The organism is Mycolicibacterium thermoresistibile, from assembly GCF_900187065.1.
GTDB classification, from domain to species: Bacteria; Actinomycetota; Actinomycetes; order Mycobacteriales; family Mycobacteriaceae; genus Mycobacterium; species Mycobacterium thermoresistibile.
Map to the genome: position 1 here is coordinate 1,180,170 of NZ_LT906483.1, position 22,444 is coordinate 1,202,613.

20 protein-coding genes, 1 pseudogene and 1 riboswitch are annotated in these 22,444 nt (G+C 67.3%); of the genes and pseudogenes, 8 read left to right on the forward strand and 13 right to left on the reverse strand.

All coding sequences use genetic code 11. The features are described from left to right. Nucleotides 1-9: 9 nt before the first annotated feature. Entirely contained in the window at nucleotides 10-1,362 is a 1,353-nt protein-coding gene (locus tag CKW28_RS05435; protein WP_003928110.1) for a bifunctional o-acetylhomoserine/o-acetylserine sulfhydrylase, read from the reverse strand. A gap of 168 nt (nucleotides 1,363-1,530) precedes the next feature. Then, nucleotides 1,531-1,650: riboswitch (SAM riboswitch) on the reverse strand. Between the two features lie 302 nt (nucleotides 1,651-1,952). Between CKW28_RS05435 and CKW28_RS05440 the strand changes: the two genes are divergently transcribed. Then, a complete protein-coding gene (locus CKW28_RS05440) occupies nucleotides 1,953-4,190 on the forward strand; it encodes an NADP-dependent isocitrate dehydrogenase (protein ID WP_003928111.1) in 2,238 nt (745 codons plus the stop codon). Nucleotides 4,191-4,208: 18 nt separating this feature from the next. On the opposite strand, the gene CKW28_RS05445 is transcribed toward CKW28_RS05440, so the two are convergent. Next, complete coding sequence (locus CKW28_RS05445) at nucleotides 4,209-5,051, reverse strand: epoxide hydrolase EphH (RefSeq protein ID WP_003928112.1); 843 nt, start codon at nucleotides 5,049-5,051, stop codon at nucleotides 4,209-4,211. 70 nt (nucleotides 5,052-5,121) lie between these two features. On the opposite strand from CKW28_RS05445, the gene CKW28_RS05450 reads away from it, so the two are divergent. From CKW28_RS05450 to yhjD, 3 genes are read left to right on the forward strand one after another with little or no spacing between them, the layout of a single operon-like run. Continuing rightward, on the forward strand, nucleotides 5,122-5,925 hold the full coding sequence (locus tag CKW28_RS05450) for an exodeoxyribonuclease III (protein ID WP_040548817.1): 804 nt from the start codon (nucleotides 5,122-5,124) through the stop codon (nucleotides 5,923-5,925). Nucleotides 5,926-5,969: 44 nt separating this feature from the next. After that, nucleotides 5,970-6,992 carry a tryptophan--tRNA ligase gene (trpS, locus tag CKW28_RS05455; RefSeq protein ID WP_003928114.1) on the forward strand — a complete coding sequence of 341 codons (1,023 nt, stop codon included), beginning with the start codon at nucleotides 5,970-5,972 and terminating at the stop codon, nucleotides 6,990-6,992. Between the two features lie 48 nt (nucleotides 6,993-7,040). Further along, nucleotides 7,041-8,060, forward strand: coding sequence for an inner membrane protein YhjD (gene yhjD, locus CKW28_RS05460; RefSeq protein WP_003928115.1), 1,020 nt, complete (start codon nucleotides 7,041-7,043; stop codon nucleotides 8,058-8,060). On the opposite strand, the gene CKW28_RS05465 is transcribed toward yhjD, so the two are convergent. Then, nucleotides 8,054-8,254: an SMR family transporter gene (locus CKW28_RS05465; RefSeq protein WP_003928116.1), complete on the reverse strand. Its 201-nt coding sequence runs from the start codon at nucleotides 8,252-8,254 to the stop codon at nucleotides 8,054-8,056. The two genes, yhjD and CKW28_RS05465, sit on opposite strands and share 7 nt — an antisense overlap. A 50-nt stretch (nucleotides 8,255-8,304) precedes the next feature. Between CKW28_RS05465 and CKW28_RS05470 the strand changes: the two genes are divergently transcribed. Next, nucleotides 8,305-9,171: a nitronate monooxygenase gene (locus tag CKW28_RS05470; protein ID WP_040548769.1), complete on the forward strand. Its 867-nt coding sequence runs from the start codon at nucleotides 8,305-8,307 to the stop codon at nucleotides 9,169-9,171. Here CKW28_RS05470 and CKW28_RS05475 read toward each other — a convergent pair. Together CKW28_RS05475 and CKW28_RS05480 are read right to left on the reverse strand one after the other, a co-directional pair. Beyond that, complete coding sequence (locus CKW28_RS05475) at nucleotides 9,168-10,403, reverse strand: D-alanyl-D-alanine carboxypeptidase family protein (RefSeq protein WP_003928118.1); 1,236 nt, start codon at nucleotides 10,401-10,403, stop codon at nucleotides 9,168-9,170. The two genes, CKW28_RS05470 and CKW28_RS05475, sit on opposite strands and share 4 nt — an antisense overlap. 97 nt (nucleotides 10,404-10,500) lie before the next feature. Continuing rightward, complete coding sequence (locus CKW28_RS05480) at nucleotides 10,501-11,856, reverse strand: aspartate aminotransferase family protein (protein WP_003928119.1); 1,356 nt, start codon at nucleotides 11,854-11,856, stop codon at nucleotides 10,501-10,503. 52 nt (nucleotides 11,857-11,908) lie between these two features. On the opposite strand from CKW28_RS05480, the gene CKW28_RS05485 reads away from it, so the two are divergent. Next, nucleotides 11,909-12,877 (forward strand): sigma-70 family RNA polymerase sigma factor, encoded by a 969-nt coding sequence (locus CKW28_RS05485; RefSeq protein WP_040548823.1) that lies wholly within the window; start codon nucleotides 11,909-11,911, stop codon nucleotides 12,875-12,877. Here the strand turns inward: CKW28_RS05485 and CKW28_RS05490 are convergent. From CKW28_RS05490 to sdhC, 5 genes are all read right to left on the reverse strand, one after another. Further along, nucleotides 12,798-13,421, reverse strand: coding sequence for a carboxymuconolactone decarboxylase family protein (locus CKW28_RS05490; RefSeq protein WP_003928121.1), 624 nt, complete (start codon nucleotides 13,419-13,421; stop codon nucleotides 12,798-12,800). The two genes, CKW28_RS05485 and CKW28_RS05490, sit on opposite strands and share 80 nt — an antisense overlap. A gap of 197 nt (nucleotides 13,422-13,618) precedes the next feature. Continuing rightward, the gene (locus tag CKW28_RS05495; RefSeq protein WP_003928122.1) at nucleotides 13,619-14,407 is read right to left on the reverse strand and encodes a succinate dehydrogenase iron-sulfur subunit; all 789 of its coding nucleotides are present in this window, start codon (nucleotides 14,405-14,407) and stop codon (nucleotides 13,619-13,621) included. After that, nucleotides 14,407-16,161 (reverse strand): succinate dehydrogenase flavoprotein subunit, encoded by a 1,755-nt coding sequence (gene sdhA / locus CKW28_RS05500; protein ID WP_003928123.1) that lies wholly within the window; start codon nucleotides 16,159-16,161, stop codon nucleotides 14,407-14,409. The genes CKW28_RS05495 and sdhA overlap by 1 nt, the downstream gene beginning before the upstream one ends. A gap of 16 nt (nucleotides 16,162-16,177) precedes the next feature. Next, nucleotides 16,178-16,645: a succinate dehydrogenase hydrophobic membrane anchor subunit gene (locus tag CKW28_RS05505; protein ID WP_050812142.1), complete on the reverse strand. Its 468-nt coding sequence runs from the start codon at nucleotides 16,643-16,645 to the stop codon at nucleotides 16,178-16,180. Further along, nucleotides 16,636-17,073 carry a succinate dehydrogenase, cytochrome b556 subunit gene (sdhC, locus tag CKW28_RS05510; protein ID WP_081475626.1) on the reverse strand — a complete coding sequence of 146 codons (438 nt, stop codon included), beginning with the start codon at nucleotides 17,071-17,073 and terminating at the stop codon, nucleotides 16,636-16,638. The genes CKW28_RS05505 and sdhC overlap by 10 nt, the downstream gene beginning before the upstream one ends. Before the next feature lie 205 nt (nucleotides 17,074-17,278). On the opposite strand from sdhC, the gene CKW28_RS05515 reads away from it, so the two are divergent. Both CKW28_RS05515 and CKW28_RS05520 read left to right on the forward strand, forming a co-directional pair. Next, complete coding sequence (locus CKW28_RS05515) at nucleotides 17,279-17,692, forward strand: cytidine deaminase (protein WP_040548772.1); 414 nt, start codon at nucleotides 17,279-17,281, stop codon at nucleotides 17,690-17,692. Continuing rightward, nucleotides 17,689-19,014, forward strand: coding sequence for a thymidine phosphorylase (locus tag CKW28_RS05520; protein WP_003928127.1), 1,326 nt, complete (start codon nucleotides 17,689-17,691; stop codon nucleotides 19,012-19,014). Before CKW28_RS05515 ends, CKW28_RS05520 begins: the two co-directional genes overlap by 4 nt. Here the strand turns inward: CKW28_RS05520 and CKW28_RS05525 are convergent. From CKW28_RS05525 to CKW28_RS05530, 3 genes and pseudogenes are all read right to left on the reverse strand, one after another. Continuing rightward, nucleotides 18,995-19,837, reverse strand: coding sequence for a hypothetical protein (locus tag CKW28_RS05525; RefSeq protein ID WP_003928128.1), 843 nt, complete (start codon nucleotides 19,835-19,837; stop codon nucleotides 18,995-18,997). The two genes, CKW28_RS05520 and CKW28_RS05525, sit on opposite strands and share 20 nt — an antisense overlap. Next, nucleotides 19,824-20,198: a hypothetical protein gene (locus tag CKW28_RS23510; protein ID WP_131588084.1), complete on the reverse strand. Its 375-nt coding sequence runs from the start codon at nucleotides 20,196-20,198 to the stop codon at nucleotides 19,824-19,826. The genes CKW28_RS05525 and CKW28_RS23510 overlap by 14 nt, the downstream gene beginning before the upstream one ends. A 490-nt stretch (nucleotides 20,199-20,688) precedes the next feature. Continuing rightward, a pseudogene (locus CKW28_RS05530) lies at nucleotides 20,689-22,079 on the reverse strand (ISL3 family transposase). Nucleotides 22,080-22,444 lie beyond the last annotated feature (365 nt).

Sequence of the window (22,444 nt, forward strand, 5' to 3'; positions counted from 1 at the left end):
GCTGCTGCTCTAGAACGATGCGACCGTCTGCGGATCGCCGCCGGCCGATGCGGTGAACGGTTTGGCGGCGGCGAAGCCCTGCTCGAGGTCGGCGATGATGTCGTCGATGCCCTCGATGCCGACGGCCAACCGCACCAGGCCGGGCGTGACCCCGGTGGCCAGCTGATCCTCGGGCGACAACTGCGCATGCGTGGTCGACGCCGGGTGGATCACCAGCGAGCGTACGTCGCCGATGTTGGCGACGTGGCTGTGCAGGGTCAGCGCGTTGACGAACGCCTTGCCCGCCTCCACACCGCCGGCCAGCTCGAAGGCCAGCACCGCGCCGGTGCCCTTGGGCGCCAGCTTCTTTCCGAGGTCGTACCACGGCGAGCTGGGCAGCCCCGCATAGTTCACCGACACCACGTCGGGGTGCGCCTCGAGGTACTCGGCGACCTTCTGGGCGTTCTCCACATGGCGTTCCACGCGCAGGCTCAGCGTCTCCAGGCCCTGGGCGATCAGGAACGCGTTGAACGGCGCCGCGGCCGAACCGAGGTCGCGCAGCAACTGCACCCGCGCCTTGAGCGCGAACGCCGGCGGTCCCAGCTCGGCGAACACCACACCGTGGTAGCTCGGATCGGGTTCGGTGAAGCCGGGGAACTTGCCGTTGGTCCAGTCGAAGGTGCCGCCGTCGACGATCACGCCGGCGATCGCGGCGCCGTGCCCGCCGAGGTACTTGGTGGCCGAGTGCACGACGATGTCGGCGCCGTGGCTCAGCGGCTGGATCAGATACGGCGTCGCGATCGTGTTGTCGACGATCAGCGGCACACCTGCCTCATGCGCGACCGCGGCGACGTTGGGGATGTCGAGGATGTCGATCTTCGGGTTGGAGATCGACTCACCGAAGAACGCCTTGGTGTTCGGCCGGACCGCGGCCCGCCAGGAATCGAGGTCGTCGGGGTTCTCGACGAACGTCGTCTCGATGCCGAGCTTGGGCAGGGTGTGCTGGAACAGGTTGTAGGTGCCGCCGTACAACCGGGGGCTCGCGACGATGTGGTCCCCGGCGTTCGCGAGGTTGAGGATCGCGAAGGTCTCGGCGGCCTGCCCCGACGCCAGGAACAGCGCGGCGACGCCGCCCTCGAGCGCGGCGATGCGCTTCTCGACGACGTCCTGCGTCGGGTTCATGATCCGGGTGTAGATGTTGCCCGGCTCGCTGAGCCCGAACAGCGCGGCGGCGTGCTCGGTGCTGTCGAAGGTGTAGGAGGTGGTCTGGTAGATCGGCAGCGCCCGAGCGTTGGTCGCTGGATCCGGGGTCTGGCCGGCGTGGACCTGCTTGGTCTCGAACGACCACTTGGCAGTGGGGTCGTCCTGTTCGCTGTTGGTCATCGTCGAGTCGTTCTCCTGGGTACGGGATTCACACGGGGGTGCTGTGGGGTGCGTGGAGTCACCGCCGACATGGCGGGATCACCGGCAGCCGGATCAACAGCGACAACACATGGGCTGGGGGAATGTCCGCATCAGTCGTCCCTACTCTCTCGGGGGTCCGAGCCTGCGGACCCGCGCTTGCCGTGTAGCCCGTTGCAGCTACTCAACCTGGTCATCACCCGGGGCACCCCACCGCGGTTGGAGGGTTGCCGGCCAGCGAGCCGGGGCTTGACGCTGGCGCTCATGACCTGCCAAAAGCCTATCGCACCCCGGCGACCGGCTGCCAGCGGGCCGTGACACCCGTGTGACCTGCGTCAACCTCGGGATGTGGAGAATGGGGGTGGAGTCGGGCCAGAAGGGGTCGGCGCCACAGCCGGGAGCTCCGGACGCAAGCCACGGACAAAAGCTCCGGAGAAAAGCTACTGGTCAGTAGCCAAAGCTGGGGCTTCGCCGTGCCGCCGCCCCTTGTAGTCTGGCCCAGCGACGCAGCGCAGCGCGTTCCGCGCGCAGATTGCCGATAGGACCGATACCGACGCCGGGAGAGACAACATATGAGCGCCGAGAAGCCGACCATCATCTACACACTCACCGACGAGGCGCCGCTGCTCGCCACCTACAGCTTCCTGCCGATCATCGAGTCGTTCGCCAAGCCGGCCGGCATCGACATCAAGACCAGCGACATCTCGGTGGCCGCCCGGATCCTGGCCGAGTTCCCCGACTACCTCACCGAGGAACAGCGAGTACCGGACAACCTCGGCGAGCTCGGCCGGCTCACCCAGGACCCGGACACCAACATCATCAAACTGCCGAACATCAGCGCCTCGGTGCCCCAGTTGCTCGCCGCGATCAAGGAGCTTCAGGGCAAGGGCTTCAACGTGCCCGACTACCCCGGCGATCCGAAGACCGAGGAAGAGCAGAAGATCAAGGATCGCTACGCCAAGGTGCTGGGCAGTGCGGTCAACCCGGTCCTGCGGGAGGGCAACTCGGACCGGCGCGCCCCCAAGGCGGTCAAGGAGTACGCCAGGAAGAACCCGCACAGCATGGGCGAGTGGTCGCAGGCGTCGCGCACGCACGTGGCGACCATGAAGAAGGGCGACTTCTACGCCGGTGAGAAGTCGATGACGCTGGACCGGGCGCGCCGGGTGAAGATGGTGCTGAACACCAAACGCGGTGAGACGCTCGTCCTCAAGCCCGAGGTGAAGCTCGACGAGGGCGACATCATCGACTCGATGTTCATGAGCAAGAAGGCGTTGTGCGAGTTCTACGAGGAACAGATGCAGGACGCCTACGAGACCGGCGTGATGTTCTCGCTGCACGTCAAGGCGACCATGATGAAGGTCAGCCACCCGATCGTGTTCGGCCACGCGGTCAAGGTGTTCTACAAGGACGCGTTCGCCAAGCACCAGAAGCTGTTCGACGAACTCGGCGTCAACGTCAACAACGGGATGTCCGATCTGTACGAGAAGATCTCCACGCTGCCGGCCTCGCAGCGGGAGGAGATCATCGACGACATCCACCGCTGCCACGAGACCCGCCCCGAGCTGGCGATGGTCGACTCGGCCCGCGGCATCACCAACTTCCACTCGCCGTCCGACGTCATCGTGGACGCCTCGATGCCCGCGATGATCCGGGCCGGCGGCAAGATGTACGGCGCGGACGGCAAGCTCAAGGACACCAAGGCGGTGAACCCGGAGTCGACCTTCTCCCGGATCTACCAGGAGATGATCAACTTCTGTAAGACCCACGGGCAGTTCGACCCGACCACGATGGGCACGGTGCCGAACGTCGGGCTGATGGCGCAGAAGGCCGAGGAATACGGCAGCCACGACAAGACTTTCGAGATCCCCGAGGACGGCGTCGCCGACATCGTCGACATCGACACCGGCGAGGTGTTGATGTCGCAGAACGTCGAAGAGGGCGACATCTGGCGGATGCCGATCGTCAAGGACGCCCCGATCCAGGACTGGGTCAAGCTGGCCGTCACCCGGGCCCGCGCCTCCGGTATGCCGGTGGTGTTCTGGCTGGACATCGAGCGTCCGCACGAGGTGGAGCTACGCAAGAAGGTCAAGAAGTACCTGAAGGACCACGACACCGAGGGCCTGAAGATCCACATCCTGCCGCAGGTGTGGGCCATGCGGTACACGCTGGAACGGGTGATCCGCGGGAAGGACACCATCGCCGCGACCGGAAACATCCTGCGCGACTACCTCACCGACCTGTTCCCGATCCTGGAGCTGGGCACCAGCGCCAAGATGCTGTCGATCGTCCCGCTGATGAAGGGCGGCGGTCTGTACGAGACCGGCGCCGGTGGCTCGGCGCCCAAGCATGTGCACCAGCTGCTCGAGGAGAACCACCTGCGCTGGGACTCGCTCGGTGAATTCCTCGCCCTGGGCGCATGTTTCGAGGATGTGGCGCGCAAGACCGGCAACAAACGGGCCGACCTGCTCGGCAAGACTCTCGACACCGCCATCGGAAAACTGTTGGACAACAACAAGAGCCCGTCGCGTAAGACCGGTGAGCTGGACAACCGGGGCAGCCAGTTCTACCTCGCCATGTACTGGGCGCAGGCGCTGGCCGAACAGGACGACGACGCCGAACTGGCCGAGCGGTTCGCCGCGCTGGCCCGGGCGCTCGAGGAGAACGAGGACACCATCGTCAACGAACTCAACGAGGTCCAGGGCAAGCCGGTCGACATCGGCGGCTACTACTACCCCGATCCGGAGAAGACCGCCGCGGTGATGCGCCCGAGCAAGACCTTCAACGAGGTGCTGGCCGCCGCCGCCAACTGACCGGCGCGTCGGCGAGCCTCAGCCGACCGCACCGGGGGAGGCCTGACGGCGTTTCCCGGTGTGGTCGTCGAGGAAGTCCACGATCAGGTCGGCCACCCGCTGCGGGGCCTCGAACATCGGGATGTGCCCGACGCCGTCGAGCTCGGTGTAGCGGGTGATCTCCCGCAGGTTCTTGTGGAAGTGGTCGACGAACCGTGGGTTCGGCAGCACCCGGTCCTTCTCGCACACCACCAGGTGGGTGGGGACCGACGTCTCGGCCAGCTCCATCAGGCCGGGCAGCAGCAGCGCCTTGACCAGCAGCTGGTAGTACGCCGCGCAGTGGGTCACATCGTCGATGATCTGGACCAGGTCGTCGTCGCTGATGCCGTCCGGGTAGGCGCTGACCGCGACGAACGCCAACTGCCGGGCGATCGGCAGCCGGGCGGCGCGGCGGCCGAGCAGCTTGGCCACCGCCCACACCGGGAACCCGAGCACGAACTTCCCGACGATCTCGTACTTGGCCGGGGACCAGCGGTGCCAGCCGCCGGCCGGTGCGATCCCGGTCAGGGTGCGGGCCCGGCCGCGTCGCTCGAGTTCGAACGCCACCCAGCCGCCCAGCGAGTTGCCGACGATGTGGGCGGTGTCCCAACCCAGCTCGTCGAGCCGGCGTTCCATGTCGTCGGCCAGCTCGGCGGTGTCGAGGAAGAACCGTCCCTTGACCCCGCCGTTGTGGCCCGGCATCGTCGGCGCGTAGACCTCATAGCGGCCGGTGCCGGCGATGCGCGGAGCGACGTCCTTCCACACGCTCTGCGACATCATGAACGGGTGCAGGAGGAGGACCGGCTCGCCGGAGCCGAGGTGAATGGGCGCGCGTTCGCTCATCTGCCCGAGGTTAAGGTGATACCGCCGGTATCGCAACATCGTCGGCTATGGTTCCGGGCTGATGTCCCGCCTGATTGTGACCACCATCAATGTCAACGGCATCCGCGCGGCGGTCCGTCGCCGCTCGGAATCCAACCTCGGCCTGCTGGCCTGGCTCGACGACACCGCGGCCGATGTGGTCTGCCTGCAGGAGACGCGGTGCGACGACGATCAGCTCGCCGCCGCGTTGGCGCCGGCCCTCGACGACGGATGGCAACTGGTGTCGGCATGCCCGCACCTCAAGGGGCGCAACGGCGTCGCCGTGCTGAGCCGCCGACCGATCGCGGCGGTCCGGATCGGCTTCGACGAGCGGTGCGAGTTCGCGCTGCACGGCCGCTACCTGGAGGCCGACATCGACGGCGTGACCGTCGCCAGTGTCTATGTGCAGACCGGTGAGGCCGGCACCGAGCGGCAGGACGAGAAGGAACGGTTCATGGCCGCGCTGGCGCACCGGATGGCCGCCCTCAACACCCCGGGGCGCGAGGCCGTGGTGTGCGGGGACTGGAACATCGCGCACACCGAGAACGACATCAAGAACTGGCGGGGCAACCTCAGGAAGTCGGGCTTTCTGCCCAATGAGCGGCAGTGGGTGAGTGATCTGCTCGCCACCGGCTGGGTCGATGTGATGCGCGCCCTGCACCCCGACGTCGCCGGACCCTACAGCTGGTGGTCGTGGCGCGGGCGGGCGTTCGACAACGACGCGGGCTGGCGGATCGACTACCACCTGGCCACCCCGGCGCTGGCGGCCCGGGCCACGGCGGCGCGGGTGGAGAAACCGGCCGCCTACGACCTGCGCTGGTCCGACCACGCCCCGGTCACCGTCGAGTTCGCGTGACGCCCGGCCGGCGCCGGAAACCGGCGTGAAAAGATTGGCCCATCATGAACACTTCCGTCCGAACCCGCCCGGTCGTCTTCTCGGGCGCTCAACCCACCTCCGACTCGCTGCACCTCGGCAACGCGCTGGGTGCGATCGCGCAGTGGGTGGGTCTGCAGGACGACCACGACGCGTTCTTCTGCGTGGTCGACCTGCACGCCATCACCGTCCCGCAGGATCCGGAGACGCTGCGGCGCCGCACCCTGGTCACCGCCGCCCAGTATCTGGCGCTGGGGATCGATCCGGCCCGCAGCACCGTCTTCGTGCAGAGCCACGTCGCGGCGCACGCCGAATTGGCCTGGGTGCTGGGTTGTTTCACCGGGTTCGGGCAGGCCTCCCGGATGACCCAGTTCAAGGACAAGGCGCAGAAGCAGGGCACCGAGGGCACCACCGTCGGACTGTTCACCTACCCGGTGCTGATGGCCGCCGACGTGCTGCTCTACGACACCGACCTCGTCCCGGTCGGCGAAGACCAGCGCCAGCATCTGGAACTGGCCCGCGATGTGGCGCAACGGTTCAACTCCCGCTTCCCGGACACCTTCGTGATCCCCGAGGCGATGATCCCCAGGACCGCCGCGAAGATCTACGACCTGCAGGATCCGACCGCCAAGATGAGCAAGTCGGCGGGCAGCGACGCCGGGCTGATCGCGTTGCTCGACGATCCGAAGGTGACCGCCAAGAAGATCCGGTCGGCGGTCACCGATTCCGAACGGGAGATCCGCTATGACCCGGAGGCCAAACCCGGTGTCTCCAACCTGCTCACCATCCAGTCGGCGGTGACCGGCACCGACATCGACACGCTGGTCGCGCGGTACGCCGGCCGCGGCTACGGCGACCTGAAGAAGGACACCGCCGAGGCGGTGGTGGAGTTCGTCACCCCCATCAAGACCCGGGTCGACGAACTGCTCGCCGACCCCGCCGAGCTGGAGGGCATCCTGGCGGCCGGCGCCGAACGGGCACGTGAGGTGTCGGCAACCACCCTCAAACGGGTATACGACCGGCTAGGGTTCCTACCGCCCCGTTCCTGACGAGCTGATCGCTGACCAGATCCGCAGACGAGCCCTGGAGGCGCCGGTGTGACCGAACCGTCCGAACCCGGCGTCCTGCAACGGCTGCGGGCCCGTTACGCGTGGTTCGACCACGTGCTGCGGGCGCAGGAGCGCTACACCGAGGCCCGCGGTAACCACTTCGCCGCCGGCATCACCTATTTCACGGTGTTCGCACTGTTCCCGCTGCTGATGGTGGGTTTCTCGATCGGCGGTTTCGTGCTCGCCGGACGTCCCGATCTGCTGCGGCAGATCGAGGACCGGATCCGCACCACGGTCAGCGGCGACGCCAGTCAGCAGCTGATCGAACTGATGGACTCCGCGATCGCCTCCCGCACGTCGGTGGGCCTGATCGGGTTGGCCACCGCGACCTGGGCGGGGCTGAGCTGGATGGCCAACCTGCGCGAGGCGCTCAGCGAGATGTGGGAACAGCGGCCCGAAAAAGGCAACTTCGTGCGGACCAAGCTGTCCGATCTGGTGGCGCTGCTGTCGCTGTTCCTGGCGCTGCTCGTGACCTTCGGCCTCACCGCGCTGGGCGACCGTGCGGTGATGCGGGGAGTGCTGCGCCGGCTGGAGATATCGGAGTTCCCCGGTCTCGGGATCGGCCTGAAGGTGGCCTCGATCGCGGTGGCGATGCTGGTCGCCTGGCTGTTGTTCACCTGGGTGATCGCCCGGCTGCCGCGCACGACGGTCAGCCTGCGCAGTTCGGTGCGGGCGGGGCTGTTGGCGGCCATCGGTTTCGAGATCTTCAAACAGGTCGGATCGGTCTATCTGGCCTCGGTCACCACCGGCCCGGCCGGCGCGACGTTCGGCCCGGTGCTGGGCCTGATGGTGTTCGCCTACATCACGTCCCGGCTGATCCTGTTCGCCACCGCCTGGGCGGCGACGTCCGCCGACAGTCTGGCCGCCCGGCCGGTCGAACCGCCGGTGGGCGCCCGGATCACCACCCGGATCCAGGTCCGCGAAGGGGTCGGGGTGGTCGGCACGCTGACCGCTGCGGCGATCGGAGCCCTTGGGGCTCTGGGCCTCTCAAGATGGCTGCGTCATTGATCGGGGTTCAGGCCCACGATGCAGCCGATGAGACCGAGCAGCAGCGCTACCTTGAGCAGCGCGCCCATCGAAATGATCACCGCGACAAGAAAAACGATGATCGGGATGGGCCGGGTGAAGCCCTCGGTCCTACTCGGGCTGACGGTGAAGACCGCCTCGAAGGCCCCGGAGACGATCAGTATCAGCCACGCCATCGGACACCTCCACGGGGCTCAGGCCAGCAACGCGGGTAACGTCGGCAGCGATGTCGTTGACGACGCCCTGGTGCCGGACGATGGGGATCGAGGTTCCGATCGTCAACGCGCCGATGGGCGGAACCGCCGGCGCTGAACTGGCCGCCGCGGTGTCGGCAGCCGGTGGGCTGGGGATGATCGGGATGGGCAGTTCGGCGACCGCCGCGGTGCTGCGCCGCGAACTGGCCGGGCCGATCACCCGCCCGTTCGGGATCGGCCTGGTGCAGTGGGTCGTCGACGCGGAGCCGGAACTGCTCGACGTGGCACTGGCGGCGCGGCCGACGTTGCTGTCGGTGAGTTTCGGCGCCGACTACGGCTGGGTGGAGCGGGCCCATGCCGAGGGGATCTCCGCCGCCGCCCAGGTCGCCGACGTGGAGTCCGGTGTGCGGGCCCAGGACGCCGGTGTCGACGTCGTGGTGGCCCGCGGCGCCGAGGGCGGCGGACACGGCGAACCACGCCTCGGGACGCTGCCGCTGCTGACCGAACTGCTCGACCGGTTGACCGTGCCGGTGCTCGCCGCCGGCGGCATCACGTCGGGGCGGGGACTGGCCGCGGTGCTGGCCGCCGGAGCCGCCGGTGCATGGCTGGGCACCGTCTTCACCGCCTGTGCCGAAGCCCTGACCGCGCCCGATGCGCGGGCCGCGCTGCTGGCCGCGCCGAGCACCGCGACGACCACCACCCGCGAGTTCGACATCGCCGCCGGATACCGCTGGCCGGCGACGATCCCCGAACGGGTGCTGACCGATCCGGCCGGCGATCCGACACCGGTGAACGCCGGTCAGGGCGTCGGGATGGTGACGGCCGCACAACCCGCGGCGGCCGTCATCGAGCGGTTGTGTTCGCGAGCCGAGCAGTTGCTGACCCGCTGGGGTGGCTAACGGTGGCTGCGGCGGTTCATCGACCGGGCCGCCATGATCAGCCCGAACACGATGATGGTGCCGATCACCGCGACACCGACCCGCACCGGCACCGCGTCGGCCGGCAGCAGGATCGGCGCGGCCGCGGTGTCGGCCTCGCCTGAGGTGTTGATCTTCTGCCGGGACACCGACGGATCCGGGTCGACCAGCGTGCCCACCCGGGTGCCCGGCGCGGTCGCGAAACCGTAGTCCAACAGCTGTGCCGCCTGCTGCCACGGGGGAATCGGTTGCCGGGTGCCGCGCAGCAGAACCGCCACCAGACGGCGGCCGTCCCGTTCGGCGGCGCCCACGAAGGTCTGCCCGGCGTCGTCGGTGAAGCCGGTCTTGCCGCCCAGCGCTCCCGGGTAGTTCATCAGCAGTTGGTTGTCGTTGAGGATCTCGTACGGTGGGCTGCCCTCCCGGCCCGGAAAGTGGTAGCTGCGGGTCGCGACGATCTGGCTGAACGTCGGGTCCTGCCAGGCGTAGCGGTAGATCAGCGCGATGTCGTAGGCCGATGTGCTCATCCCCGGCCCGTCCAGCCCTGACGGGCTGGCGGCGCGGGTGTCCTGCGCGCCGAGCTTGGCGGCCAGCGCGTTGAGTTTGTCCAGCGCGACGTCGACCCCGCCCATCTGGTTCGCCAGGGCGTTGGCCGCGTCGTTACCGGAGTACATCATCAGCCCGTGCAACAGGTCGCGGACCGTGTAGACACCGCCCGGGCCGACGCCGACCTTGGTGCCCTCGATCGCCGAATCCTGTGCGGTGCCGTGCACCTGACGGTTGAGCGGCAGTTCGTTGATGGCCGCCATCGCGGTCAGCGCCTTGATCACACTGGCCGGCCGGTGCCGGCCGTGCGGATCCTTGGCGGCGATGACGTCGCCGGTGTCGAGGTCGGCCACCAGCCACGCCTCCGCCGAGATCTCGGTGGGCAGCGGCGGGGTGCCCGGGGCGACGATGACTCCGCACCCCGACAGCGCGTCGCCACCGACCGCCGTCGCCGGCACCGGCAGCGGGGCGGGCGGATCCTCACCGGGTTTGGGCACCTCCGACGCGCTGATCGCCGGTGGGGTGGTCTCCCGGTACGGACACGGGTCACCGGCCTCGGCGACCGGGTCGGCCGCTGCGGTCGGCAGCGACGAGATCGCCGGCATGGCCAGAACCGCGATTGCTGCACCCACCGCGACCAGGCGGCGCGTCACGCTGGAGAAGATCGCCATCGCCTGCGCACGCTAGGCGATGGGTGCCGATTTTCGACGGAGGCTCGCTGTGACCAGCGAGGCTGTTGTTGCAATTGTGACTTTTTGTGTCCGGCGCTCAGACGTGGTTCGGGGCGTCCTTGAGCACCGTGCGCAGGATGTCGTGCATCGCGTCGAACTCGGCGGGACCGCTGATCAACGGCGGCGCCACCTGCACCACGGTGTCCCCGCGGTTGTCGGCCCGGCAGTACAGCCCGGCGTCGAGCAGGGCCCGGTTGAGGTGGGCCACCAGGCGGGCGCTCTCCTCGGCGCTGAACGGTTGTCTGCCCGCTTTGTCCTGCACCAGTTCCACGGCGAAGAAGTAGCCCTCACCGCGGACGTCGCCGACGATCGGCAACTCGTAGAGCCGTTCCAGGGTGGCCCGCAGCAGCGGGCTGAGAGTGCGGACCCGGTCGTTGAGACCTTCGCGTTCGAAGATGTCGAGGTTGGCCAGCGCCACCGCCGCCGACACCGGATGGCCGCCGAAGGTGTAGCCGTGCGGGAACACGGTCTTGCCGTCGGCGAACGGCTCGAACAGCCGGTCGGTGGCGATCATCGCCCCCAGCGGGGCATAGCCCGACGTCAAACCCTTTGCGCAGGTGATGATGTCGGGTTGATAACCGAAGTCGTCACAGGCGAACATCGACCCGATCCGGCCGAACGCGCAGATCACCTCGTCGGAGATCAGCAGCACGTCGTAGGTGTCGCAGATCTCGCGGACCCGTTCGAAGTAACCCGGTGGCGGCGGGATGCAGCCGCCGGCGTTCTGCACCGGCTCGAGCACCACCGCCGCGACGGTGTCGGGCCCCTCGAACTCGATCGTCTCGGCGATGCGGTCCGCGCAGTACCGGCCGAACGCCTTCTCGTCGTCGCGGTACGGTGCCGGCGCGCGGTAGAAGTTGGTGTTGGGCACCCGGAAACCGCCCGGCGTCAGCGGTTCGAACGGCGCCTTGAACATCGGCAGGCCGGTGATCGCGAGCGCACCCTGCGGGGTGCCGTGGTAGGCGACCGCCCGGGACACCACCTTGTGTTTGCCGGGCTTCCCGGTCAGCTTGAAGTACTGCTTGGCCAGCTTCCACGCGCTCTCCACCGCCTCGCCGCCACCGGTGGTGAAGAACACCCGATTGAGGTCACCGGGGGCGTAATGCGCTATGCGCTCGGCCAATTCGATGGCCGGCGGGGTGGCGTAGGACCACAGCGGGAAATACGCCAGCTGCCCGGCCTGCCGGGCGGCTGCCTCGGCCAACTCGGCCCGGCCGTGTCCGGCCTGGACCACGAACAGCCCGGACAACCCGTCGAGATACCTGCGGCCGTGGTCGTCCCAAATCGTGACCCCGTCGCCACGGACGATGATCGGCGGGGTGACGCCCGGCCCGTGCCGGGCGAAATGCCCCCACAGGTGGCGGTCTGCCTGCGCGGCCCGGTCCGTCGACATGTTCCCGATTGTGCCCGGGTGGGCCGGTGCCGGCAGCGTCTACGCTGATGTCATGACCGCGAGCACGCGGGTCGACGAGTTCGAAGCACTGCGTCCGCACCTGATGGCGGTGGCCTACCGACTGCTGGGCACGGTCGCCGACGCCGAGGACGTCGTGCAGGACGCCTGGTTGCGGTGGCAGGGCCAGGATCAGGACATCAATGATCTGCGCGCCTGGCTGACCACGGTGGTCAGCAGGCTGGCCCTGGATCGGCTGCGGTCGGCGGCGCATCGGCGGGAAACCTATGTGGGGCCGTGGTTGCCCGAACCGGTCGTCACCGACGTCGGGATGGGCGACCCGTTGGCCGCGGTGGTGGCCGACGAGGACGCACGGTTCGCCGCCATGCTGGTGCTGGAGCGGCTCACCCCGGATCAGCGGGTGGCGTTCGTGCTGCACGACGGGTTCGGGGTGCCGTTCGGGGAGATCGCCGACGTGCTCGGGGTGAGCGCCGCGGCGGCACGCCAACTGGCGTCCCGCGCGCGGCGCGTCATCGCCCGCAACCCGGCGCCCCCACCCGATCCCCGCCACGACGAGGTGGTCGGATCGCTGCTGGCCGCCATGGCCGCCGGCGACATGACGGCGGTGGTGGACCTGCTGCACCCCGACGTCACCCTCGTCGGGGATGCCGACGGCAGGACCAGCACCGCGCTGCGTCCGGTCACCGGCGCCGACAAGGTGGCCCGCTTCCTGTTCGGCCTGGCCCGCCGCTACGGCCCGAACTGGTTGGCCTCCAGCCGGTTGGCCCTGGTCAACGGGGAGCTCGGGGCGTACAGCGTCGGCTCGCAGGACGGCTCGGAGCGGACCCCCGGCGAATACTGGCCGGCTCAGCCCCGGGTGATCGCCGTGACCGTGCGCGACGGCAAGGTCGCCGCGCTGTGGGACATCGCCAACCCGGACAAGTTCACCGGCTCCCCGCTGGGCCGCCGGCCGGCTGGTCCGACCGCGCCGCCCACGGAATCCGGCACGCATCACCGGAGCTGAAGCCCTGTTCGGTGATGCCCAGGGCGGTGTTGATCCGGGCGCGCATGTTCTCCACGCCGATCTGGGTGGTCAACTCGATCACCCCGGCATCGCCGAACCGGCGGCGCAGATCGGCCACCTGCTCGTCGGTCACCGTGTGCGGATCGGTCGTCATCGCGTCGGCATAGGCGATGGCGGCCCGTTCGTCGTCATCGAAGAGGTCCGAGGTGGCGTAATCGTCGATGCGGCTGAGCTTCTCGATGTTCAGGCCGTCGAGGCGAGCGAGCATCGCGCCGAAGTCCACGCACCATGAGCAGCCGATCTTGCGGGCCGTCCAGTACACCGCGAGTTCCCGCACGTTGGCGGGCAACCTGCTGGACGTCTTCTCCAGCAGGGTCTCGTGCACCGCGCTGCTCAACAGCAGGCCGGGGTGGTGCGCCGCCACCGTGAACGGTTCGGGCACCTCGCCGAAGCGGCGCCTGGCGTACCGGTACATCAGCCGCACCCACCAGGGGGCACGTTCGGGGGAGAGGGGTTCGATTCGGGTTTTCTGGTTCTCGCTCATACCTGTGAGACGAGGCGGTCCGGGAAAATGTGACGGCCGACGTGAGAGGGCACGACGAGGAACCTCGGCTGGATCGAGAGGCCGGCGTGCGGTGCGACGGCATCCCGTCCTGGGGTGTCCCGGGTGAAGTGCCCGAAGTGAAGAAGATCGCGAAGTTCTCGGCGAACTTCGCGATCTTCTGCACGCTCGGCGAAAGGTCAGCGGGCGAACATCAGCGCGCGCTTGACCTCCTGGATGGCCTTGGTCACCTGGATGCCGCGCGGGCACGACTCGGTGCAGTTGAACGTGGTGCGGCAGCGCCACACCCCGTCGACCTCGTTGAGGATGTCGAGCCGCTCACCGGCCGCCTCATCGCGGCTGTCGAAGATGAACCGGTGCGCGTTGACGATCGCGGCCGGCCCGAAGTACGAGCCCTCCGTCCAGTACACCGGGCAGCTCGTGGTGCAGCAGGCGCACAGGATGCACTTGGTGGTGTCGTCGTAGCGGGCGCGGTCCTGCGGGCTCTGCAGACGTTCCCGGGTGGGCGGGTTGCCGCTGGTGACCAGGAACGGCTTGACCGCGCGGTAGGCGTCGAAGAACGGCTCCATGTCGACGACGAGGTCCTTCTCCACGGGCAGGCCGCGGATCGGCTCGACGGTGACGGTCAGCTCCTTCTTCGGGTTCTTCGGCAGCAGGTCGCGCATCAGCACCTTGCAGGCCAGCCGGTTGACGCCGTTGACCCGCATCGCGTCCGAACCGCACACACCGTGGGCACACGACCGCCGGAACGTCAGGGTGCCGTCGAGGTACCACTTGACGTAGTGCAGCAGGTTCAGCAGCCGGTCGGTCGGCAGCGTCGGAACCCGGAAACTCTGGAAGCCGGCGGCGTCCGGGTTCTCCGGGTTGAACCGGGCGATCTTCAACGTCACCATCACCGCGCCCTCGGGTACCGGAGGCAGCGGGGCGTCGGTCGTGGCCGGCTTGTCGATGTCAGGAGTAATGGTCATCAGTACTTCCGCTCCATCGGCTCGTAGCGGGTCTGCACCACCGGCTTGTAGTCCAGCCTGATGTCGCTGAGCAGTTCAGTGCCCTGCTTGTAGGCCATGGTGTGGCGCATGTAGTTGGTGTCGTCGCGGTTCGGGTAGTCCTCCCGGGCATGCCCGCCGCGGGTCTCCTTGCGGTTGAGCGCACCGACGACGGTGACTTCCGCCAGCTCCAGCAGGAAGCCCAGCTCGATCGCCTCGAGCAGATCGCTGTTGTAGCGTTTGCCCTTGTCCTGCACGGTGATCCGGGAGTAGCGCTCCTTGAGCCGATGGATGTCGGACAGCGCCGTCTTGAGGGTCTCCTCGGTGCGGAACACCGCGGCGTTGTTGTCCATCGTCTGCTGCAGCGCGCCGCGGATGTCGGCGACGCGCTCATGGCCGTGCTCGGACAGGATGTGGGCGATCCACTCGGTCACCATGCCCGCCGGGTTGTCCGGCAGCGGCACGAAGTCGTGGTTCTGCGCGTAGTCGGCGGCGGCCAGGCCCGCCCGGCGGCCGAACACGTTGATGTCCAGCAGCGAGTTGGTGCCCAGCCGGTTGGCGCCGTGCACCGACACACAGGCGCACTCGCCGGCGGCGTACAGGCCCGGCACGATCGTGGTGTTGTCGGCCAGCACCTGCCCGTGCACGGTCGTCGGGATGCCGCCCATCAGGTAGTGGCAGGTCGGATAGACCGGCACCAGTTCGGTGACCGGGTCGACGCCGAGGTAGGTGCGGGCGAACTCGGTGATGTCGGGCAGTTTGGCTTCCAGCACGTCCTCGCCGAGGTGGCGGACGTCGATGTAGACGTAGTCCTTGTTCGGTCCGGCGCCGCGGCCCTCGAGCACCTCGAGCACCATCGACCGGGCCACGATGTCGCGCGGCGCGAGGTCGACGATGGTGGGGGCGTAGCGTTCCATGAACCGCTCGCCCTCGCCGTTGAGCAGCCGGCCACCCTCGCCGCGGACCGCCTCGGAGATCAGGATGCCGAGCCCGGCCAGGCCGGTCGGGTGGAACTGGTGGAACTCCATGTCCTCCAGCGGCAGTCCCTTGCGGAAGACGATGCCCAGCCCGTCGCCGGTCAGCGTGTGGGCGTTGGACGTGGTCTTGTACATCCGCCCGGAGCCGCCGGTGGCGAACACGATCGCCTTGGCGTGGAAGACGTGGATGTCACCGGTCGCCAGCTCGTAGGCGATCACCCCGGTGGCCACCCGCCCGCTGGGGGTCTCGGTCATCGCGAGGTCCAGCGCGTAGAACTCGTTGAAGAACTGCACGTCGTGCTTGACGCAGTTCTGGTACAGCGTCTGCAGGATCATGTGGCCGGTGCGGTCCGCGGCGTAGCAGGCCCGGCGCACCGGCGCCTTGCCGTGGTCGCGGGTGTGCCCACCGAACCGGCGCTGGTCGATCTTGCCCTCGGGGGTGCGGTTGAACGGCATCCCCATCTTCTCGAGGTCGAGCACCGCGTCGATGGCCTCGCGGCACATGATCTCCACCGCGTCCTGGTCGGCGAGGTAGTCACCGCCCTTGACGGTGTCGAACGCGTGCCACTCCCAGTTGTCTTCCTCGACGTTGGCCAGTGCGGCGCACATGCCGCCCTGGGCCGCCCCGGTGTGGCTGCGGGTCGGATACACCTTGGTCAAGACGGCGGTGCGGACCCGTGGTCCGGCCTCGACCGCTGCGCGCATACCGGCACCGCCGGCGCCGACGATGACGACGTCGTAGCGATGTTCCTGAATCATGTTGACAAGCTCCCCGTCACGAGATGTTCGCGTCGAACGTCAGCAGCACGTAGGTGCCCAGCACCAACGTGAACACGATCGACAGCGCCAGTAGCGCATTCAGCCAGAACCGGGTGGAATCCTTCCGCGCGTAGTCCGCGATGATGGTGCGCATCCCGTTGCCGCCGTGCAGCTGGGCCAGCCACAGCAGCAGCAGATCCCAGATCTGCCAGAACGGCGACTGCCAGCGCTCGGCGACGTAATTGAAGTCGATGCGGTACACCCCGTTCTCCCACATCAGCATGATGAACAGGTGTCCCAGGGCGAGGAACACCAGCACGATGCCGGAGAACCGCATGAACAGCCATGCGTACTTCTCGAAGTTCGGCATGCCGCCGCGGCGCCGCGGCGCGCGCGGGTTGTCCAGCGCGGCGGGCCGGTCGTGGCTGGTTTCCAGCACGGGGGCCGGGGGACGTTGAGCAGGAACTGACGCGGTCACAGGAATCGCTCCGCCATGTGCATACCAATCATTCCAACCGCCGCGATGAGCACGGCAATGAAGATCGCGGCCACGACCCACAGCATCTGACGCTGATAGCGCGGCCCCTCCGACCAGAAATCGATCAGGATGACCCGGACGCCGTTGAGCGCATGGAACAGCACCGCGGCGACCAGGCCGATCTCCATGAGGCCGACGATCGGGGTCTTGTAGGTCTCGATGACCGCGTTGTAGGCCTCCGGGCTGACCCGCACCAGGGCGGTGTCGAGCACGTGGACAAACAGGAAGAAGAAGATGGTGGCACCAGTGATGCGGTGCAACACCCACGACCACATACCGGGGTCGCCACGGTAGAGCGTGCGCCGGGCCGACGGTCGAGCTCGTGTCGGCACCGGGGTGCTCGTCTCAGTACTCACTTGGACCTCCAACGCCATCTGCGGAGCCGGGTCGCGTAGGTGACCTGAGCGGCTGGTCCGCGCCCGAACCCCCGGGCGACTTTAGACCTCTTGACGCGAAGTAACGAACTACGGTGGGGGCGTATGACGCTGGCAGCGGCGAAATTAGGGTGGCCTAACTTGATTTTCGGACGGGGCGCCGGGGCTCCCGCGACGCCGCCCGACGTGCTCCGGAGGCGGTGACATGGCACCAGTTGTCGACTGGAATGTGTTGCGCGACAAAGCAATCGAGGTCATGTCACGGGCATATGCGCCGTACTCGGGGTTCCCGGTCGGGGCCGCCGCGGCGGTCGACGACGGCCGGATCGTCGCCGGATGCAATGTGGAGAATGTCTCATATGGCCTAGGTCTCTGTGCCGAGTGCGCAGTGGTCTGCGCCCTACATTCGGGCGGGGGTGGCCGGCTTCTCGCGCTCGTCTGCGTGGGCCCGGACGGCGAGGTTCTGATGCCCTGCGGACGGTGCCGGCAGGTGCTGCTCGAGCACGGGGGTCCGGATCTGCTCATCGCCCATCCGGCCGGCCCGCGGCGGCTCGCCGAGTTGCTGCCCGACGCGTTCGGTCCGGCCGACCTGGACCGCGGAACGCGGGAAATATCGTGACGCGCGCCACATTTCATGCCTCCGGCGCGGGGTCCGCGTTTGACGCGCCCACCGTCATCCGGATCAAACGTGACGGCGGGGTGCTCAGCGACGAGGCCATCGACTGGGTGATCGACGCCTACACGCACGGCCGCATCGCCGACGAGCAGATGTCGGCGTTGTTGATGGCGATCTTCCTCCGGGGGATGACCGGCCCCGAAATCGCCCGCTGGACCTCCGCGATGGTGGCCTCCGGCGAACGGTTCGACTTCACCGATCTCCGTCGTGACGGCCGTCCGCTCGCGCTGGTGGACAAACACTCCACCGGAGGGGTCGGCGACAAGATCACCATCCCTCTGGTTCCGGTGGTGATGGCCTGCGGCGGGGCGGTTCCGCAGGCCGCGGGGCGTGGGCTCGGTCACACCGGCGGGACCCTGGACAAGCTCGAGTCGATTCCCGGGTTCAGCGCCGAACTGACCCAGGCGCAGATCCGCCGGCAACTCGAGGAGATCGGCGGGGCGATCTTCGCGGCCGGCGAGCTGGCGCCGGCCGACCGCAAGATGTACGCGCTGCGCGACGTCACCGCCACCGTCGACTCGTTGCCGCTGATCGCCAGCTCGGTGATGAGCAAGAAGATCGCCGAGGGCACCCGCGCGCTGGTCCTGGACACCAAAGTGGGCTCCGGAGCGTTCCTGAAGACCGAGGCCGAGGCCCGGGAGCTGGCACGAACGATGATCGACCTGGGCACCGCCCACGGGCTGGTCACCCGCGCCCTGCTGACCGACATGCACCGCCCGCTGGGCGCCGCGGTCGGCAACGCGGTCGAGGTCGCCGAATCGGTGGAGGTGCTGGCCGGCGGCGGACCGTCGGACGTCGTCGAGCTGACGCTGGCGTTGGCTGCCGAGATGCTCGATGCGGCCGGGATCGACGGCGAGGATCCGGCCGACACCCTGCGGGACGGTTCGGCGATGGACGCGTACCGGGCGCTGATCAACGCTCAGGGCGGCGACCCGGACGCGTCGCTGCCGAGGGGCGCGCATACCGAGACCGTCACCGCCCCGCGCAGCGGCACGATGGGTGATCTCGACGCGATGGCGGTGGGGATGGCGGTGTGGCGGCTCGGCGCGGGCCGGTCGGCGCCCGGCGAGCAGGTGCAACACGGGGCCGGGCTGCGCATCCACCGGCGGCCCGGAGACCCCGTCGCGGCGGGGGAGCCGTTGTTCACGCTCTACACCGACACCCCGGAGCGGTTCGAAGCGGCAATCGCCGAACTCGACGGTGGTTTCAGTGTGGGTGACACAGCGCCCGACCGGCGGCCGCTGATCATCGACCGAGTTGTGTAACAGCCGACTGCATTTCACGCGCTCGGACGAGGGCTGCTTCGGTCCCGAGTTCGTGTCGGATTTTCGGGTTGTCGACGTATGTCCGGATGTAGTTGTTCAGGACGTGGGGATCGACATCGAATTTGTTGCAGTCGAGTTGGAGCACCGGCACCTGCGGCAGGCGATCGATGCGCCACAAGCGAGTCGTGTACCGGCGTATCCAGTTCGCATTGGCACTTCCGCCGACCAAAATCGTTGGGAATCGGGTTCCCTCAAGAGATGTCAGCGGGGCCGCGAAGATCGCCGACCAGTCCAATTTCGACTCAAAGCTCCAACCCCGTTGCGCGATCCCTTGGCCAGACAGCGTGACGCCACCACGCCGGAGGCGTCCGGTTGCCGCAGCGACTGGGAAAGATCCGAAGAAGGCGCTGAGCGCGCCCATCACCACCGCGGCGCCGGTGGATTCATCGTCCTGATCGGCTAGGAAATCGACCGCAGCCATACCAAAGAATGCTGTCCACGACGCCATGATTGCGACCAGGAGCGCGAACGGCCAGATCGACTGACGTATTTGGGTCGCTTGAAAGCCTTCGTGCTCGACCGTCCGGACTGCCGCCGCAAGATCCTTCCGTCGGTAGCGAACAACCGTGGGGTACGCGATGGTCAGAGCCATGATGAAGGCGAACAGTAGGCAATATCGCGCGGCGCTGACGTTGCCTTCCTGTGCCGTCACGAGTGCGGCAAGGACGGACACCAATGCGATGACGGTCAGTCCCGCCACGGTGACGAAGAACCGGATACCGTCGCGTCGACGAGTGGACGGCAGGTCTTCAGAAGATTGCATTCCAGGCATTCTTCACTAGTCCTCCGACGGCCTCTCCTGCATCACCGACTGCCGCCACGCCGTCACTGATTGCTTGGCCGACACCACCGATGCCATTCTCATACAACGAATCAATCGCGCCGGAAGTAAATATGCCTACGGCCGCGCCGCCAAGAGCGCCCGCCACCGTTCCGACGATCGGCACGGGAATCGCGGACCCAATCAGTGCACCAGCGGCAACCGAAGCGCCGAAACCGACACCGCCAGAGACTATAGCCTGGTCGACATCTTTGCCTTGAGTGATGTCGTACGCAATTCCGCCGACTGCCAAAGCGCCGCCGACTTTAAAGGTCAGATTGCGCGAATCTCGCTTTAGCGTCATCCGCCGCTTTCCGAGCCTCATTCGCGGCGCGCGAGTCAGCTCTAGCCTGATCGAAGTCTCGATATATAACTTCGGCTGGAGTCCCTGGTGGTGCTGACCGCGCCAAGTCCAGGAATTTCGCTGTCCGCTCATCTAGGAATTTCGCTTTGTCAAGCAGTCGAGAGGAATGTTCAGCGAACAGACCGGCAGCCGTACCATTAATCATGTCGCCGACGACAAAGAGCGTTTTGTCGGAAACGTCAGCAAAAGCGTTCTTCAGCTTCTCCGCGGCGAGTTTCGCAACCTCTCGCGCGGCCTCTGCGTCGGTGACCGCGGTCGCGTACGAGCTGACTGTTTCGGCGGTGGCAGGAGATGGGTCCTGAATTATGAAGCCGTTGACCGTCAGTCCAGAAGCTGCTGCATTATCGCGGACCGATTGCATAGCGGACTGAGCTCTTTGCAGTTCTGCTGCGAAGTCATCTATCACCTGCGCATTGCTGGCTCTTCCGAGTTAGCAGGGGCGTACCTGCTTGGTGCTGGGTGGCGTCCGCCGGGATTGGCGGGTGCAGGCCCACCGTACTCGGCGGCGTTGGTTTTCTGGGTTGCGGAATCCGAAGGCGATGCGGCCGACGTGTTTGATGATGCGGTTGTAGCCTTCGCTGCGGGCGTTGGACAGTCCGGTCTGGATGGCCAGGATCATCGGCTCCTGCCATGCTGAGATGGTGCGGGCAAGCTTGCTGATCTCGGGCACCGAGCAGGCGGCGCAGAACGTGTAGAACCGGTACAGCGCATCGCGGATCTCGTAGGTCAATCCGCCACGGGCGGTGCAGGCCAACACATCTCGTAGGAGCTCTTTGGCGATCCAGGCGGCGGCGATGTCGCCATTGGGGTCCGCTGAGGTCAGTTTCACGAACAGCTTGTGGCGTTGCTCATCGGTCAATCGCTCAGCGGCGCGCAGCAGCCGGCGCCGGTTGATCCATTCGGGGTCGCTTTTGCGTCCGCGGCGCAAACGGTGGGCTTGGGTAGTGCGGCGCCGGACCTCATCGACCATTTCGTTGGCCCGCTTGACCAGATGAAACCGATCGACGATCAGCTTCGCGTGCGGCAACGCTTGGCGCGCAGCGTTGGCGTAGGTGACCGACATGTCGATCGCGACGAACTCGATGGTGGCCTTCCAGCCGGGATCACGCTGATCCAGCCAGTCGGTCACCGGTTTGGCCGCACGGCCGTTGACCTGCACCAACAACCCGCCCGTGCCGGTGGTATCGACCAGCCCGGTGTCGAAGCGGTCCACCCAGGATCGGGTACCGGTCTGCGAGCAGGTCTCCCATTTGGCCTTGCCGCGACGGGTCTCGTCGATTCCCAGCACGCTCACGGCTTCGGGTTCGCCGGCCAGCACCGGGTCCGCCGTGGCGATGACCGCGTCGTGACAGGTGTTCCAGGTGCAGCCGTACGCGGCGGCGACCGCCTTGACCGAGCGGTCATCGTCAAGCACCGCCGAGGCCATCTCGCGCTTGGCCCGCACCGTCACCCGTGCTCGCGGCGGGATCGACGGCACCGACTCTGTGAATGACTTGCGGTCACAACACATGTTGGCGCACAACCACTTTCGTTTCCGCCACACGATCCGGGGAATGTCCGGCCCGATCTTGATATCGCGGGGCCGAGTGCTCACCCAGCCCTTCGAGCGAGCTGACCGGACCATGCATCCAGGACACACGCCGACCCACTGCTCGGCGGTGCGGACATAGATGGTGCGGGTTCGGTCGAGGTCGACATGCACAGACTCCACGACGACACCGTCGAGTCCAAGCAGCAGGGAACCACTAGTCTGGGGCAAGCTCGCGCCTTTGCTTCTGGATGCGTCAAGAACACCCAGTTGACAAGGGCGCGAGCCCTCAATCAGTCACCGACACGATCCGAATCGGTCACACCAGACCCCTACCAACTCGGAAGAGCCAGAAAGCGCGTTTGCAGCGTGGGTCGCCCGATGAGAGCGCACTTCTGGTCGTCGAGGGTCCACGTTCCCGGTACCAGCCCAGCCCTCGGTTGTCATTTGCGGAAGCCCGCATCCCGGTTCGGTACCAGCAAAGTGTGCACCGGCCTACCTCCCTGCCCAGGTCAAGATGAATCGCGGTGTGGATACACATAAGTGTCGTTGGTGCAAATTTACGAGGCGTTCTCTCCTCGGCTGATGAGATTAACAGTGCTTCTGTGGACGTCTTCGCACCAATTTCCGAGGCGGGTATCGATAGATGCTGTCGTGC